The organism is Paraburkholderia sp. UCT31, assembly GCF_014397655.1.
Lineage (GTDB): Bacteria > Pseudomonadota > Gammaproteobacteria > Burkholderiales > Burkholderiaceae > Paraburkholderia > Paraburkholderia tuberum.
The window spans coordinates 128,415-142,302 of record NZ_VZQP01000014.1 but is presented as its reverse complement, the minus strand read 5'-3'; the positions used below and the strand labels follow the sequence as shown (position 1 = coordinate 142,302).

At 65.5% G+C, this 13,888-nt stretch carries 13 protein-coding genes; 8 read left to right on the top strand and 5 right to left on the bottom strand.

Going from position 1 to position 13,888, the window contains the following annotated elements; genetic code table 11:
* The first annotated feature begins 4 nt into the window (after positions 1-4).
* The 4 genes from thrC to F6X40_RS14585 all read left to right on the top strand — a co-directional run bounded on the left by thrC (position 5) and on the right by F6X40_RS14585 (position 3,772).
* The gene (gene thrC / locus F6X40_RS14600) at positions 5-1,456 is read left to right on the top strand and encodes a threonine synthase (protein ID WP_184063738.1); all 1,452 of its coding nucleotides are present in this window, start codon (positions 5-7) and stop codon (positions 1,454-1,456) included.
* A 244-nt stretch (positions 1,457-1,700) separates the two neighbouring features.
* Positions 1,701-2,936 (top strand): gephyrin-like molybdotransferase Glp, encoded by a 1,236-nt coding sequence (glp, locus tag F6X40_RS14595; protein WP_187628312.1) that lies wholly within the window; start codon positions 1,701-1,703, stop codon positions 2,934-2,936.
* Between the two features lie 45 nt (positions 2,937-2,981).
* The gene (gene moaD, locus F6X40_RS14590) at positions 2,982-3,239 is read left to right on the top strand and encodes a molybdopterin converting factor subunit 1 (RefSeq protein WP_184063732.1); all 258 of its coding nucleotides are present in this window, start codon (positions 2,982-2,984) and stop codon (positions 3,237-3,239) included.
* Positions 3,240-3,295: 56 nt separating this feature from the next.
* Complete coding sequence (locus F6X40_RS14585; RefSeq protein ID WP_090804601.1) at positions 3,296-3,772, top strand: molybdenum cofactor biosynthesis protein MoaE; 477 nt, start codon at positions 3,296-3,298, stop codon at positions 3,770-3,772.
* Between the two features lie 74 nt (positions 3,773-3,846).
* On the opposite strand, the gene F6X40_RS14580 is transcribed toward F6X40_RS14585, so the two are convergent.
* On the bottom strand, positions 3,847-4,401 hold the full coding sequence (locus F6X40_RS14580) for a group III truncated hemoglobin (protein ID WP_187628311.1): 555 nt from the start codon (positions 4,399-4,401) through the stop codon (positions 3,847-3,849).
* Positions 4,402-4,666: 265 nt separating this feature from the next.
* Between F6X40_RS14580 and F6X40_RS14575 the strand changes: the two genes are divergently transcribed.
* A complete protein-coding gene (locus tag F6X40_RS14575; protein ID WP_187628310.1) occupies positions 4,667-5,197 on the top strand; it encodes an Rrf2 family transcriptional regulator in 531 nt (176 codons plus the stop codon).
* Between the two features lie 170 nt (positions 5,198-5,367).
* Positions 5,368-7,965 (top strand): ATP-dependent chaperone ClpB, encoded by a 2,598-nt coding sequence (gene clpB / locus F6X40_RS14570; RefSeq protein ID WP_187628309.1) that lies wholly within the window; start codon positions 5,368-5,370, stop codon positions 7,963-7,965.
* Positions 7,966-8,144: 179 nt separating this feature from the next.
* On the opposite strand, the gene F6X40_RS14565 is transcribed toward clpB, so the two are convergent.
* Together F6X40_RS14565 and F6X40_RS14560 are read right to left on the bottom strand one after the other, a co-directional pair.
* Positions 8,145-8,576, bottom strand: a complete 432-nt coding sequence (locus F6X40_RS14565; protein ID WP_187628308.1) for a YidB family protein — start codon at positions 8,574-8,576, stop codon at positions 8,145-8,147.
* A gap of 101 nt (positions 8,577-8,677) precedes the next feature.
* Positions 8,678-9,253: a ComEA family DNA-binding protein gene (locus F6X40_RS14560; protein WP_184063720.1), complete on the bottom strand. Its 576-nt coding sequence runs from the start codon at positions 9,251-9,253 to the stop codon at positions 8,678-8,680.
* 310 nt (positions 9,254-9,563) lie between these two features.
* Between F6X40_RS14560 and F6X40_RS14555 the strand changes: the two genes are divergently transcribed.
* Positions 9,564-10,091, top strand: coding sequence for a MerR family transcriptional regulator (locus tag F6X40_RS14555; RefSeq protein ID WP_184063717.1), 528 nt, complete (start codon positions 9,564-9,566; stop codon positions 10,089-10,091).
* On the top strand, positions 10,010-10,420 hold the full coding sequence (locus tag F6X40_RS14550; RefSeq protein ID WP_090804613.1) for a carboxymuconolactone decarboxylase family protein: 411 nt from the start codon (positions 10,010-10,012) through the stop codon (positions 10,418-10,420). Before F6X40_RS14555 ends, F6X40_RS14550 begins: the two co-directional genes overlap by 82 nt.
* A 121-nt stretch (positions 10,421-10,541) precedes the next feature.
* Here the strand turns inward: F6X40_RS14550 and F6X40_RS14545 are convergent, their stop codons facing one another.
* The gene (locus F6X40_RS14545; protein ID WP_184063711.1) at positions 10,542-11,921 is read right to left on the bottom strand and encodes an MATE family efflux transporter; all 1,380 of its coding nucleotides are present in this window, start codon (positions 11,919-11,921) and stop codon (positions 10,542-10,544) included.
* Positions 11,922-11,923: 2 nt separating this feature from the next.
* Positions 11,924-13,681 carry an ArnT family glycosyltransferase gene (locus F6X40_RS14540; protein ID WP_184063708.1) on the bottom strand — a complete coding sequence of 586 codons (1,758 nt, stop codon included), beginning with the start codon at positions 13,679-13,681 and terminating at the stop codon, positions 11,924-11,926.
* Between the last annotated feature and the right edge of the window lie 207 nt (positions 13,682-13,888).

The following is a 13,888-nucleotide window of genomic DNA, read 5'->3' as shown; positions in this document are numbered from 1 at the left end:
AACTATGAACTACCTCTCCACGCGCGGCGCCGGAGCCGGCGAGCGCCATACCTTCTCCGAGATCCTGCTCGGCGGTCTCGCGAAAGACGGCGGCCTGTATCTGCCGGCCGACTATCCGCGGGTCACCGCGGACGAACTCACGCGCTGGCGCACGCTGCCGTACGCGGATCTCGCCTTCGAGATCCTGTCGAAGTTCTGCGACGACATTCCCGCCGACGACCTGCGCGCACTGACGCGCAAGACCTACACGGCGGCGACCTACTGCAACGTGCGCGACGACGAAAGCGCCGCGCAGATCACGCCGCTGAAGACGCTCGGCGTCGAAGACGGCGCGCCGCTGTCGCTGCTCGAACTGTCGAACGGTCCGACGCTCGCGTTCAAGGACATGGCAATGCAGCTGATCGGCAACCTGTTCGAGTACGCGCTCGCGAAGCATGGCGAAACGCTGAACATTCTCGGCGCGACGTCGGGCGACACCGGCAGCGCCGCTGAATACGCGATGCGCGGCAAGAAGGGCATCCGCGTGTTCATGCTGTCGCCGCACAAAAAGATGAGCGCGTTCCAGACCGCGCAGATGTACAGCCTGCAAGACCCGAACATCTTCAACCTCGCGGTGCAAGGCGTGTTCGACGACGCGCAGGACATCGTGAAGGCGGTGTCGAACGATCACGCGTTCAAGGCGAAGTACAAGATCGGCACGGTCAATTCGATCAACTGGGCGCGGGTCGTCGCGCAGGTCGTCTATTACTTCAAGGGCTACTTTGCCGCGACGAAGTCGAACGCCGAGCGCGTGTCGTTCACGGTGCCGTCGGGCAACTTCGGCAACGTGTGCGCGGGTCATATCGCGCGCATGATGGGTCTGCCGATCGAGAAGCTCGTCGTCGCGACCAACGAGAACGACGTGCTCGACGAGTTCTTCCGCACTGGTATTTACCGCGTACGCAAGGCGGCCGAGACGTATCACACGAGCAGCCCGAGCATGGACATCTCGAAGGCATCGAACTTCGAGCGCTTCGTGTACGACCTGCTCGGCCGCGATCCGGCGCGCGTGCTGCAATTGTTCCGCGACGTCGAGGAGAAGGGCGGTTTCGATCTCGCGGCAAGTGGCGACTTCGCGCGCGTAAGGGAGTTCGGTTTCGTGTCGGGCAGCAGCAGCCACGACACCCGCGTCGACACGATCCGCGACGTGTTCCAGCGTTACGACACGATGATCGACACGCACACGGCCGACGGCGTGAAGGTCGCGCGCGAGCATCTGCAGCCCGGCATTCCGATGATCGTGCTCGAGACCGCGCAGCCGATCAAGTTCGGCGAGACGATCCGCGAGGCGCTGCTGCGCGAGCCGGAGCGGCCGGCGGCGTTCTCGGGGCTCGAGTCGCTGCCGCAGCGCTTCGAGGTCGTGCCCGCGGATGCGCAGCGGGTGAAGGACTTCATCGTCGCGAATACCGGCGAATAAGGGCGAGCGGGCCGCGTGAGCCGTTTTACGGCTCACGCGGGATGCCGCGTCGCTTCACGTTGATCGACGCTCACGCCCGCACTACGAGAAAACGCTGGCCGCACCCTCCGCGGCCACGCATCGAAAAACACCAAAAGCTCCCCATAACGCCCGGCCGCCCAGGCTAACGGCATCGGCCGCTACAATGTTCTTTTAACCTGCGGCTTCCACCCTCCAGATGTCCACACCCACGCCCCGCGCCCCGATGCTCGCCACTGCCGATGCGCTGGCGATCCTGCTCGACGCCGCGCGCGCGCTCGACGGTATCGAAACGCTGCCGACGCTCGACGCGCTGAATCGCGTGCTCGCCACCGACGTCACGTCGCCGCTCGACGTGCCGCCGATGAACACGAGCGCGATGGACGGCTACGCGGTCCGCATCGCCGATCTCGCGCACGGCAGCCGCCTGACGGTCTCGCAACGCATTCCGGCCGGCCATGCGCCGACGCCGCTCGCGCCCAACAGCGCGGCACGCATCTTCACCGGCGCGACGGTGCCCGCCGGCGCGGACGCGGTCGTGATGCAGGAGCAGACCGAGGCGGCTGGCGACGAGGTGACGATCGTGCATCGTCCGCAGGCGGGCGAGTGGATCACCGCACAGGGCGCCGATATTCGCGCGGGCTCGGTGATCCTGCCGGCCGGCACGCGGCTCACGCCGCAGGCGTTGGGACTTGCCGCGTCGGTCGGATGCGCGCGGCTCGAGGTGCGCCGCCGCGTGAAAGTCGCCGTATTCTTCACCGGCGACGAACTGACGATGCCCGGCGAGCCGCTGAAGCCCGGCGCGATCTACAACTCGAATCGCTTCACGCTGCGCGGCCTGCTCGAGAAGCTCGGCTGCGACGTGACCGACTATGGCATCGTCGCCGATCAACTCGACGCGACCCGCGCGACGCTGCGCGAAGCCGCCGAGGCGCACGATCTGATTCTCACCTGCGGCGGCGTGTCGGTCGGCGAGGAGGATCACGTGAAGCCGGCGGTGGAGGCCGAAGGGCGTCTGTCGATGTGGCAGATCGCCATGAAGCCGGGCAAGCCGCTCGCGTTCGGCGCGGTGCGGCGTGGTGCGGGTGGTGCGGGTGGTGCAAATGGGGGCGAGCCGGCCGAAACGTTTTTCATCGGCCTGCCCGGCAATCCGGTGTCGAGCTTCGTGACGTTCCTGCTGTTCGTGCGTCCGTTCGTACTGCGGCTGGCCGGCGTGCAGGCGGTCGCGCCGCGCGCGCTGTCGCTGCGCGCGGACTTCACGCAGGGCAAGGTCGATCGCCGCAACGAGTTCCTGCGCGCGCGCGTCAACGTGGCGGGAGGGCTCGATCTGTTTGCCAATCAGAGTTCGGCCGTGTTGACGTCGACCGTGTGGGGCGACGGTCTGATCGACAATCCGCCGAACCATGCGATCAGCGCCGGCGAAACCGTGCGCTTCATTCCGTTTTCCGAACTGTTGAACTGAGGCCGGTCGTCCGCGGCATGCGCGGCGTAGACCGGCGGTATCCCGATGAAGATTGAACTCCGATACTTTGCGAGCGTGCGTGAAGCGCTCAATACGTCCGCCGAAAGCGTCGAGGTGCCCGACGGCATCGCGACCGTCGGCGATGTGCGCGCGTGGCTGCGCGTGCGTGGCGGCATCTGGGCCGAGACGCTCGCCGAAGGCCGCGCGCTGCGCATGGCCTGCAACCACGTGATGACCGGCGCGAGCGCTCGCATCACCGAGGGCTGCGAGGTCGCGTTCTTTCCGCCCGTCACCGGCGGCTGAACCGCGCTCTCGCACATCACGTTCACGCCAGCGACAAAAGCCCTCAGGAGCCGTCCATGCCCGTTCGCGTCCAGACCGAAGACTTCGACCTCAGCGCCGAGGTGGCCGCGCTGCGCGCGCGCAATCCGAGGATCGGCGCGCTCGCGTGCTTCGTCGGCACCGTGCGCGATCTCAACGAGGGCAGCGCGGTCGAGACGATGGAGCTCGAGCATTATCCGGGCATGACGGAGAAGTCGCTCGAGGCGATCGTCGAGCGTGCGCGCGAACGCTGGCCGGGCATCGAGGTGCTGATCGTGCATCGCGTCGGCAAGCTGTATCCGCTCGATCAGATCGTGCTCGTTGCGACGACGGCCGCGCATCGCGGCGACGCGTTTGCGTCGTGTGAATTCGTGATGGACTATCTGAAGACCGAAGCGCCATTCTGGAAGAAGGAGAAAACCGACGCGGGCGAGCGCTGGGTCGACGCGCGCGTGACCGACGATGCCGCGCTCGCGCGCTGGGGAATCGATTCGGGAAATCGGACTCCGGAGTAAACGAGTCGCGGGCCGCGGAGTTGCGACGGCGCACGCGGCGTCTTTGTGTGAGGGGCGTCGGCGCCGGCCGACGTTCACTCGTCCCGCGAGCGTCCGATGATCGGCACCGGGAACGGCTCCCCAGCCGGCCGCGACGGATGCTCGCCATCGTCTTCAACGTCGCCATCTCGCGGCCGACGCTTCGGCGCCACCCGCTCGAGCAGCGCCTGCTGCTCCGGCGGGATCTTGTAATCCCAGCCGAAACGGCTCAGTTGCAGACTCTGCGCGATCCGCAGCGCCGGCTCCATGAAACGGACCGCCGCGGCCGGCTGATAGCGCGATTCGACCGTATCGAGGAACAGATACAGCCAGCGGCTGAAATGCTGCGGCTCGATGCCTTCGAGCGGCTGATGCGCCTGCTGCACGTTGCCGCGATACTGCTTCGCGCCGAGCACGAGGCTGCTCCAGAATGTGCACATCTTCGGCAGATGGTCGTCCCACCGGCCCGCGAGCTTCGCGTCGAAGACCAGACCGAGCAGCGGGTCGGCACGCACGCGATCGTAAAAGCCATAGACGAGGTCGCCGATATTGGCGTTGGTGGGTTCGGCCGCGCGTTCGACCGGCGGCGCGGCGGGGAAAGACGGATTCATGCGGATTCCAGAAAATTGCGGTTGCCGATGACGGCTGAACTGAACTTTGCCCCCCCGTTTTTCTAACAAACGGTTGATGCGGAAAAAGCTACTATTGCTATCCGAAACAGTTTTGCAACGCGATTCGCGGAACGTCGCCCGCCGGCCAGTCATGCCCGCCAGTCATGTTAGGGCGTAGCGCTCGTTCCCGGCAACTCTTGCGTCGACGCGGTTATCGGGACGTTCAAGGCACTTGCTCGCAGCCTTTCAAGCTATACCGGGACCTATGAGACTTACCGACTATACGGATTACGCGCTGCGCGTGCTGTTGTACCTCGCGGTGCGGGGCGACGGATTATCGACGATTCAGGACATTTCGCAAGCCTACGGCATCTCGAAGAACCATCTGATGAAGGTCGTGCAGCAGCTGGGCGAGCTCGGCTGGGTCGAAACCGTGCGCGGCCGCAACGGCGGCTTGCGGCTCGGCGCGCAATCGCTGTCGCTGACCGTCGGCGACGTGGTGCGGGTCACGGAAAGCGACTTTGCGCTGGTCGGCTGTCTGCCGGACCGGCAGGGCCAACAGCGGCCTTGCGTCATCACGACGCAGTGCCGGCTGCGTGGCGCGTTGCAGGCGGCGAACCTCGCTTTTCTCGCCGAGCTCGATCGTTTTACGATCGGCGAAGTCGCGCAACCGAAAAGTCCGCTCGCGGCGTTGCTCGGGTTAGGCTCCACGATTCAGATGGTGCCGGCGCCGATTACGGTGGTATCGGATAGCACGCGCGGCGGCAGTCCGGCGACGCTGGGCCACAAGAACTAGAACATCCGGCCGGCTCCCGGGTGCGCAAACCCGCCCGGCCGCGCCACTGGGGAAGGATCGCGGCAGTTCTTGCGCTCAAATGTCAAATAGTTGCGACCGAGGCCAAAAAAGCGCTTGAAACCCTAATAAAACGCCTCATTTTGGTGGTAATCGAAATTGGAGGTCTCTTGATGAGAATCGACAAACTCACCACTAAATTCCAGGAAGCGCTCGCGGACGCCCAGAGTCTGGCGGTTGGCCACGACAATCAGTACATCGAACCCGTCCACGTGCTCGCGGCACTCGTCGCGCAGCAGGACGGCTCCGCTCGCTCGCTGCTGTCGCGCGCCGGCGTGCATGTACAACCTCTACAAACCGCACTGAACGACGCGGTCACGCGGCTGCCCCAAGTGCAAGGCACCGATGGCAACGTGCAGATCGGCCGCGAACTGACCGGTCTGTTGAACCAGGCCGACAAGGAAGCGCAGAAGCTCAACGACACGTTCGTCGCGAGCGAAATGTTCCTGCTCGCGGTCGCCGACGACAAAGGCGAGGCCGGCCGTCTCGCGCGCGAGCATGGGTTGTCGCGCAAGGCGCTCGAAACCGCGATCGCCGCGGTGCGCGGCGGCTCGCAGGTGCATAGCCAGGACGCCGAAAGCCAGCGCGAAGCGCTGAAGAAATACACGATCGACCTGACCGAGCGCGCCCGCGCAGGCAAGCTCGACCCCGTGATCGGCCGCGACGACGAAATCCGCCGTTCCATTCAGATCCTGCAGCGCCGCACCAAGAACAACCCGGTGCTGATCGGCGAGCCGGGCGTCGGCAAGACCGCGATCGTCGAGGGGCTCGCGCAGCGCATCGTCAACGGCGAAGTGCCGGAAACGCTGAAGAACAAGCGCGTGCTGTCGCTCGACATGGCCGCGCTGCTCGCGGGCGCCAAGTATCGCGGGGAGTTCGAGGAGCGCCTGAAGGCGGTGCTCAACGACATCGCGAAGGACGAAGGGCAAACCATCGTCTTCATCGACGAGATTCACACGATGGTCGGCGCCGGCAAGGCCGAAGGCGCGATGGACGCGGGCAACATGCTGAAGCCGGCGCTCTCGCGCGGCGAGCTGCATTGCGTCGGCGCGACCACGCTCGACGAATACCGCAAGTACATCGAAAAGGATGCCGCGCTCGAGCGCCGTTTTCAGAAGGTGCTGGTGGACGAGCCGTCGGTCGAGGCGACCATCGCGATCCTGCGCGGTCTGCAGGAGCGCTATGAGCTGCACCACGGCGTCGACATCACCGACCCGGCGATCGTCGCGGCCGCCGAGCTGTCGCATCGTTACATCACGGACCGCTTCCTGCCCGACAAGGCGATCGATCTGGTCGACGAAGCCGCGTCGAAGATCAAGATGGAAATCGACTCGAAGCCGGAGGAGATGGATCGGCTCGACCGTCGTCTGATCCAGCTGAAGATCGAACGCGAAGCGGTGAAGAAAGAGAAGGACGAAGCGTCGCAGAAGCGTCTGCAGCTGATCGAAGAGGAAATCGAGCGGCTCAACCGCGAATATTCGGACCTCGATGAAATCTGGACCGCGGAAAAAGCGGCGGTGCAAGGCAGCGCGCAGCTGAAGGAAGAGATCGAGAAGACGCGTGCGGAAATCGTGCGTCTGCAGCGTGAGGGCAAGCTCGAGAAGGTGGCCGAGTTGCAGTACGGCAAGCTGCCGGGTCTCGAGGCGCAGCTGAAGGAAGTCACGCGCGCCGAGGCCGAGGAGCAGAACAGTCCGAAGCGTCCGCGTCTGTTGCGCACGCAGGTCGGCGCGGAAGAAATCGCCGAGGTCGTGTCGCGGGCCACCGGCATTCCGGTGTCGCGCATGATGCAGGGCGAGCGCGAAAAGCTGCTGCAGATCGAGTCGAAGCTGCATGAGCGCGTGGTCGGCCAGGACGAGGCGATCAGCGCGGTCGCCGATGCGATTCGCCGCTCGCGCGCGGGTCTGTCGGACCCGAACCGTCCGTATGGCTCGTTCCTGTTCCTCGGGCCGACCGGCGTCGGCAAGACCGAGCTGTGCAAGGCGTTGGCGGCGTTCCTGTTCGATTCGGAAGAGCATCTCATCCGTATCGACATGAGCGAGTTCATGGAGAAGCACAGCGTCGCGCGTCTGATCGGCGCGCCGCCGGGTTACGTCGGCTACGAGGAGGGCGGTTATCTGACCGAGGCCGTGCGCCGCAAGCCGTATAGCGTGATCCTACTCGACGAAATCGAGAAGGCGCATCCGGACGTGTTCAACGTGCTGCTGCAGGTGCTCGACGACGGCCGCATGACCGATGGCCAGGGCCGCACCGTCGACTTCAAGAACACGGTGATCGTGATGACCTCGAACCTCGGTTCGCAGGTCATCCAGGCGATGGTCGGCGAGCCGCAGGAAGCCGTGAAGGACGCCGTGTGGGAAGAGGTGAAGCTGCACTTCCGGCCCGAGTTCCTGAACCGGATCGACGACGTCGTCGTGTTCCACGCGCTCGATCGCTCGAACATCCAGTCGATCGCGCGGATCCAGTTGCAGCGTCTGCACGAGCGGCTCGCGAAGCTCGACATGCAGCTGGTGGTGTCGGACGCGGCGCTCGAGCACATCGGCAAGGTCGGCTACGACCCGCTGTTCGGTGCGCGGCCGCTGAAGCGCGCGATCCAGCAGGAGATCGAGAACCCGATCGCGAAGCTGATTCTGGCCGGCAAGTTCGGTCCGAAGGATGTAATTCCGGTCGAAGTGCACGACGGCAAGCTGCTGTTCGAGCGCGTCGTGCACTGAAGGCGATGGCTTGATGATGCGAAGGGACGACGGCAGGCGAGTCGTTCCCGCCAACGTTAAGAAACCGGCAACGAAGGTGACTTCGTTGCCGGTTTTCTTTTGCCCGCCGATTTCAAACCGGTGGCATCACCGTGGAGCGAAGGTCTCTGCAAGCCGCCAGCGCATGGAGCACAGCGTGCTTAAGCGTTGCCCTTGTTGCCGAGCAGCGCCGACAGGCCGCCGAGCGCGCCGAGCACCGTGGTCGCGTTCAGCTTGCCATCGGCCGGCACTTCGCCTTCCGGCGTGGCCGCGTTGACGACGTGCGGCAGGATCTGCGACAGCAGACCCGTCACCTGATCCGGCTGGACGCCGGCCTTGGCGGCGAGACCGGTCACGGCTTCCGAGCCCAGCACGTTATGCAGCGTGTCGGGTGCGATCGGCTGGTTTTCGCCATTGCCGACCCACGACGACACGACGTCGCCGAGGCCCTTTTCCTGGAAGCGCTGGATCAGGCCGTTCAGGCCACCAGGCTGGTTGTTGACGAATTCGAGCGCGGCGGCGATCAGCGCTGGCTGGCCGCCGCCTTCTGGCGATTTGCCAAGCAGGGAACCGATGGTGTCGAGTAGGCTCATGACGGTCTCTCTTCAATGCCGGCGCGTATGACGGCCGGGCGGGTGACGTCGACGCGCGGTTGCGTGTCGCGGTGAAACGCAGGGCGGCAGCCCCGCCGGCATCATGCGCCGGACGCAGCCGCGGCGGATGCCGCCTTGCTCTTCTTCGCTTTCTTCTTCGAAGCCTTGGTGCCGGACGCGTCGGCCGGTGCGCTAGCCGCGACGGCCGGAGCCGAAGCGGCTGCCGCTTCGGATCCTGCGGCCTTGTCCTTCTTCTTCGACTTCGACGGCTTCGCGGCCGAGGCGGGGGCAGCCGCGGCCGGCGCTGCCGTCGTGGCAGCGGGCGCGGCGGCGGTGGTTGCCGCGGGAGCCGCCGGTGTGGTCTTCGTGGCCGACTTGGTGGACGTCTTCGCGCCGGTCGGCGGTGCCGACGAGCCGTTGATCGTCAGTCCGGCCGCTTCGAGGTTCTCGACCGATTTCTGGCCGATGCCCTTCACACGCGCGGCGAGATCGTCGGCGTTCTTGAACGGGCCGTTTTTGGCGCGTTCGTCGAGAATCGCTTTCGCATGCACGGGGCCGATGCCCTTGACCGATTCGAGCGCGGCCTGATCGGCGGTATTCACTTCCACGGCCGCGGCAAATCCGGCCGACAGCGACAAAGCCACAGCGACGCAAAGCATGAAAAGCTTCTTCAGCATGGCAAGCACTCCATTGAGGGCAAAAAGTTAGCCGGGAACGGACGACCTATCCTGTCAGCGGGCGCTGCGTTTAAGCATAGGACAAATCGCAGGCCCGATTTGAGATAGCGGACGATTTATACCGATCGATTGATGACAAGTAAATCCGCCACACAATATTTAAAGCTTTTAGCGGCATGCAGTGCCGGTGAATTTATCGGTCGATATCGATCGCGATAACTCGTCTGCGATAAAGAATGAGCAACACAAAGGAATGACAGCGTCCGACGCTTGACTTAGAGTGCACTCGAAGTCCTAACCTGAGTCCGTCATGTCGAAACACTCAACCGCGCTCACCATCGGTCAGGTCGCCGAAACGATCGGCGTGTCCACGCACACGCTGCGCTATTACGAACAGGCCGGCCTGATCCGGCCGGTCGGACGCACGCAGACGGGGCATCGGCTGTACTCGCCCGCCGATCTCGACTGGTTGTGCTTCGTGATGCGTCTGAAGGCAACGGGCATGTCGATCTCCGGCATGCAGCAGATCGCCGCGCTGCGCGCGCAAGGCCATCCGACGATGCGCGCACGCCGCGACCTGCTGGTTGCGCATCGCACCGCGCTGCTCGCGCGGATCGCCGATCTGCAGAGCAACCTCGGCGCGATCGACGACAAGATCGCGTACTACGAGGCGGCCACGAGCGGCGCGCTTGAGCCCGACCCGGCACGACAGGACGACGAAGCCTCGTCGCCCTCACACCCCGATAAGGACTCGCAATGGACTACGCACACAACGACCGCTACGCGCGGGGCTGGGACAAGCTCAGGGAAATCGACGGTTCGGCGGGCGAGCAGGTAATCGCCGCGCTCGCGCCCGTCGCGCCGGAATTCGGACGCCTGTTGATTGAATTCGGCTTCGGCGACATCTACAGCCGGCCGCAGCTCGATCTGCGCACGCGTGAGATTGCGACGATCGCATCGCTCGCGACCCTCGGCTGCGCGCAGCCGCAGCTGAAGGTCCATATCGAGGCGGCGCTGAACGTCGGCTGCACGCGCGAGCAGATCGTCGAGGTGTTCATGCAGATGGCGCTTTATGCGGGCTTTCCGGCCGCGCTCAATGCGCTGTTCGCGGCGCGGGAAATTTTCGAGGCCAAGGATCGGGAGGGGCAGGCCGCATACGCGGCGTGAGCGGGCTGAGCTGCGTGGGGAACGGAAAGGCGGATGCAGAACAGGTCGTCTCTCACTCCGGCTTGGGCGCAACTGACGGTCCGGTCGGTGCTATTCGTGGCCTTCCCAACCCTCCATCCCCTCAAACAGCCGAATCAACCAGCGCCGCCGCAGCCTCGCGCAAATAGCGCTGGCTCACGAATCGCCAGTACACGAGCAAGCCGAGCCCGGCAATCGCGAGACTTGCGGTATTCGCGACCCAGAAGCCGCGCGCGCCGGTCAGCCAGGGCGGCGTGAGGCCGGTCGTATCGAAGCCGAGAGCATAGCCGCCGCCGAGCCCGACTCCCCACAGCGCCACCGCATAGATGATGGTCGGCACGACCGCGACCTTGTAGGCGCGCAGCACGAACGCGGTCGAGATCTGCAACGCGTCGAACAGGTGGTAGCAGGCGACGATCAGCACCAGCGGCAACGCCTTCGCCGCCACCTGCGCGTTCGTCGTATAGCCGTCGACGATATACGGCCGCAGCACGAGCACGAGCGCGCCATAGCAGCACGCGATCGCAACCGCCATCGCGATGCCGTGACGCGACAGCGTGCGCGCCGCCTGCGGCCGATGCGCGCCGAGCGCCTGCGCGACCAGCGTCGACGACGCGATGCCGATCGACAGTGGCGTCATATAGAGCACCGCGCCGACGTTGCCGGCGATCTGGTGCCCGGCGAGCGTCGTCGTGCCGAAACGCGCGATGAAAAGCGCCATGAAGGTGTACGACGTGACCTCGATCAGATACGACAGCCCCATTGGAATACCGAGCCGCAGTTGCGCGGCCTGGCGCTTCCAGACCGGCCAGCAGAAGTGCGTGAAGATGCCGAGTGCCTTGAAATCGTCGACGCGCGCGAGCAGCAGCATGCCGAGCGCCGCGAGTGCCCAGTTGAGCAGCGTGCTCGCGAGCGCGCAGCCCGGACCGCCCAGCGCGGGCACGCCGAGGCCGCCGAAAATGAACCAGGTATTGAGCGGAATTTTCAGCAGCAGCGCGGCGATCTGCAGGAACATCACGAGCCGCGGTTTGGCGAGCGCATTGGCAACGGAGCCGTAGACCCGGAAGGCGAGGCCGGCGGGCAGCCCGAACGCGAGAATCCGCAGGTACGCGAGCGTGCGCTCGTGCAGCGCGTCGGGCACCCGCGACAACGCCAGCAGCGCTCCGGGGAAGAACAGGATCAGAAAGCCGATCACGGTCAGCGCGGCGGCAAGCCACCATGACTGGCGGACCTCTTCGCCGATCTCGCCGTAGCGACGCGCGCCGTACAGTTGCGCGGTGATCGGCTGCAGCGCGGTCAGGATGCCGGTCAGGCCGATATAGACCGAGACGTAGATCGACGAGCCGAGGCCGAGCGCGGCCAGATCGACGGCCGAGTAGCGCCCGACCATCGCCGTGTCGATCACGCCGAACGCGATGATGGCCAACTGGCCGATCAATACGGGCCACGCGAGCGCGGCGATCTTCCGTACGTCGGCGAACATCGTCAGTCGCGCTTCTTGTGCCAGTTGCGGCGCTTGCCGGGCGGCGGCTTGGGACGGTCGATGCGCACGTACAGGCGGAAGCGCTCGTCGCGGTCCGCCGCGCGGCGGCCTTCCCACACGAGCTTCCAGATGTAGTCGGGCATCGCGCTCGGGTTGCCGTAGTCCTGCGAGTCCTGACGCAGGATTACGTCGCAGTCCTGGTTGAACGAGAAATGCATGTCGCCGAAATACGCGAATGTCGCGATCTGCGCATTGCCTAGGCGCACCGGCGCGATGCACGTGTAGTCATCGGGCAAGTGGGCGGCGATCTGCTGCGCGACGTCGCGATAGGTCCGGCTGTAGTTGACGACCGGCAGCCACAGCGTCATCAGCAACACCCACATCAGCGTGGTGCCGGCGCTCGACAGCACGACGCTGCGCCACAGCACCTTCGGATGACGCGCGAGGCGCCAGCGCACCAGCAGGAACCAGCACACGGTCACCGCGACCGCGCACACGAACGACAGAATCTTGAACTGCGGCACGAAGCCGGGCGCGAGTCGCGCCAGATTGCGCGCGAGCGGATGCGGAAAGCCGGTCAGGCCTGCCACATACACGAGCCATACGAAGCTGCCGAGGATCGTGAAGCTCAGCAGCGCGAACCAGTCGATCGCGTTGATCGCGCCGCGCTTGAGCGTCGGCAGCGCGAAAGTGGCGAGCACCGCGAGCGGCGGCAGCAGCAGCATGTAGAGTCGGTTCGACTGATGGCTTTGCAGCACGACGAGCACGAACAGCGGCCCGATCACCGACAGCGGAATCGCCACGTGCGGCGCGCGCCGCAGTCCCTGCCAGCTGAACCACGACCACAGCGCGAGTGGCCAGGCGGGCCACGTGAAAAGCGGCAGGTTTTTCAGCGCATACGCGGCGACCGAGCCGGGCGGGCCCGCGAACGAACTCAGGCTCACGTGCAGCCACTGGTTCAGATACCAGACAGCGTCGTCCGGGAACGCGGTGAGCGCGATGATCGGCCACGACACCGCGAGCACGAGCGCCACGGGCAGACCCGCGAGCAGCAGCCAGCGCGATCGCGTTTCGCGTACGATCAGCGTCATCGCGAGCGTGCCGAGCAGCAGCGCGCCGACCAGCACCGGGCTGCTCGCGAGTGTGACGAGGCCGATCGCGAGACCCCAGATCAGCGCGCCCTGAATCGGCTTGTCGATCATGCGCACGAGGCCGTACACGAGCATCGCGATGCAGACGAACTGCGCGAGCTGCGGCGTGGTCTCGTGACCGCGCTCGGCGAGGCCGAAGCACGCGAGCAGGATCAGCAGTGCGCCATCGGCGAGCGTGCGGCCATAGTCGCGCGGTTCCGGCTCGCCGCCGAACGCATATTTGAATGGCTGCACTTCGGCGCGCCGGCCGAGCAGATACGCGGCGTACCAGACGAACGCACAGCCCGCGCAGAACATCAGGCCCGTGAACACGCGCGACGCGTTGCTCGCGTCGACCCACGGTGCGAGGATGCGGATCGCACTCGCGCCGAGCCAGTAGCCGAGCGGGCCGTCCTCGGTCAGATATTTGCCGACGAGATTCGGCAGCAGCCAATCGTGCGCGCCGCCGTTCGCCATCGTCCACATCACACCAAAGCCGGCTGCGTCCTCGTTCTTCCACGGATCGCGGCCGAACAGGCCGAACGAGGCGTAGACGATACAGATGGCCAGCAGCAGCCAGCGCGGCAACGCACTGGTCGCAGAGGCGGTGAGGCGAACGACAGGTCTCATGCGGTGTGTGGAGTCTGGATAAACGATGCAGCCGGAGCGGCCCGGCAGGTCAGGGCGCGAGGGCCCGTTTCGAGCATCCGGCATTGTAGTCGTGCCGTGCGATGCACGTCACGGCCGGTAACGCCCGGCAACGTCAATGGACAAGCTGTAACACAGTGTCGCGAAAGCGCGGCGTGCGACCCAGCGGGCGCACAAGCGCAGGCGACA

What these genes read in the sequence shown, in the direction of transcription:
- thrC (WP_184063738.1), top strand. Translation starts at nt 5, where the DNA reads ATGAACTACCTCTCCACGCGCGGCGCCGGAGCCGGCGAGCGCCATACC.
- glp (WP_187628312.1), top strand. Translation starts at nt 1,701, where the DNA reads ATGCTCGCCACTGCCGATGCGCTGGCGATCCTGCTCGACGCCGCGCGC.
- moaD (WP_184063732.1), top strand. Translation starts at nt 2,982, where the DNA reads ATGAAGATTGAACTCCGATACTTTGCGAGCGTGCGTGAAGCGCTCAAT.
- F6X40_RS14585 (WP_090804601.1), top strand. Translation starts at nt 3,296, where the DNA reads ATGCCCGTTCGCGTCCAGACCGAAGACTTCGACCTCAGCGCCGAGGTG.
- F6X40_RS14580 (WP_187628311.1), bottom strand. Translation starts at nt 4,401, where the DNA reads ATGAATCCGTCTTTCCCCGCCGCGCCGCCGGTCGAACGCGCGGCCGAA.
- F6X40_RS14575 (WP_187628310.1), top strand. Translation starts at nt 4,667, where the DNA reads ATGAGACTTACCGACTATACGGATTACGCGCTGCGCGTGCTGTTGTAC.
- clpB (WP_187628309.1), top strand. Translation starts at nt 5,368, where the DNA reads ATGAGAATCGACAAACTCACCACTAAATTCCAGGAAGCGCTCGCGGAC.
- F6X40_RS14565 (WP_187628308.1), bottom strand. Translation starts at nt 8,576, where the DNA reads ATGAGCCTACTCGACACCATCGGTTCCCTGCTTGGCAAATCGCCAGAA.
- F6X40_RS14560 (WP_184063720.1), bottom strand. Translation starts at nt 9,253, where the DNA reads ATGCTGAAGAAGCTTTTCATGCTTTGCGTCGCTGTGGCTTTGTCGCTG.
- F6X40_RS14555 (WP_184063717.1), top strand. Translation starts at nt 9,564, where the DNA reads ATGTCGAAACACTCAACCGCGCTCACCATCGGTCAGGTCGCCGAAACG.
- F6X40_RS14550 (WP_090804613.1), top strand. Translation starts at nt 10,010, where the DNA reads ATGGACTACGCACACAACGACCGCTACGCGCGGGGCTGGGACAAGCTC.
- F6X40_RS14545 (WP_184063711.1), bottom strand. Translation starts at nt 11,921, where the DNA reads ATGTTCGCCGACGTACGGAAGATCGCCGCGCTCGCGTGGCCCGTATTG.
- F6X40_RS14540 (WP_184063708.1), bottom strand. Translation starts at nt 13,681, where the DNA reads ATGAGACCTGTCGTTCGCCTCACCGCCTCTGCGACCAGTGCGTTGCCG.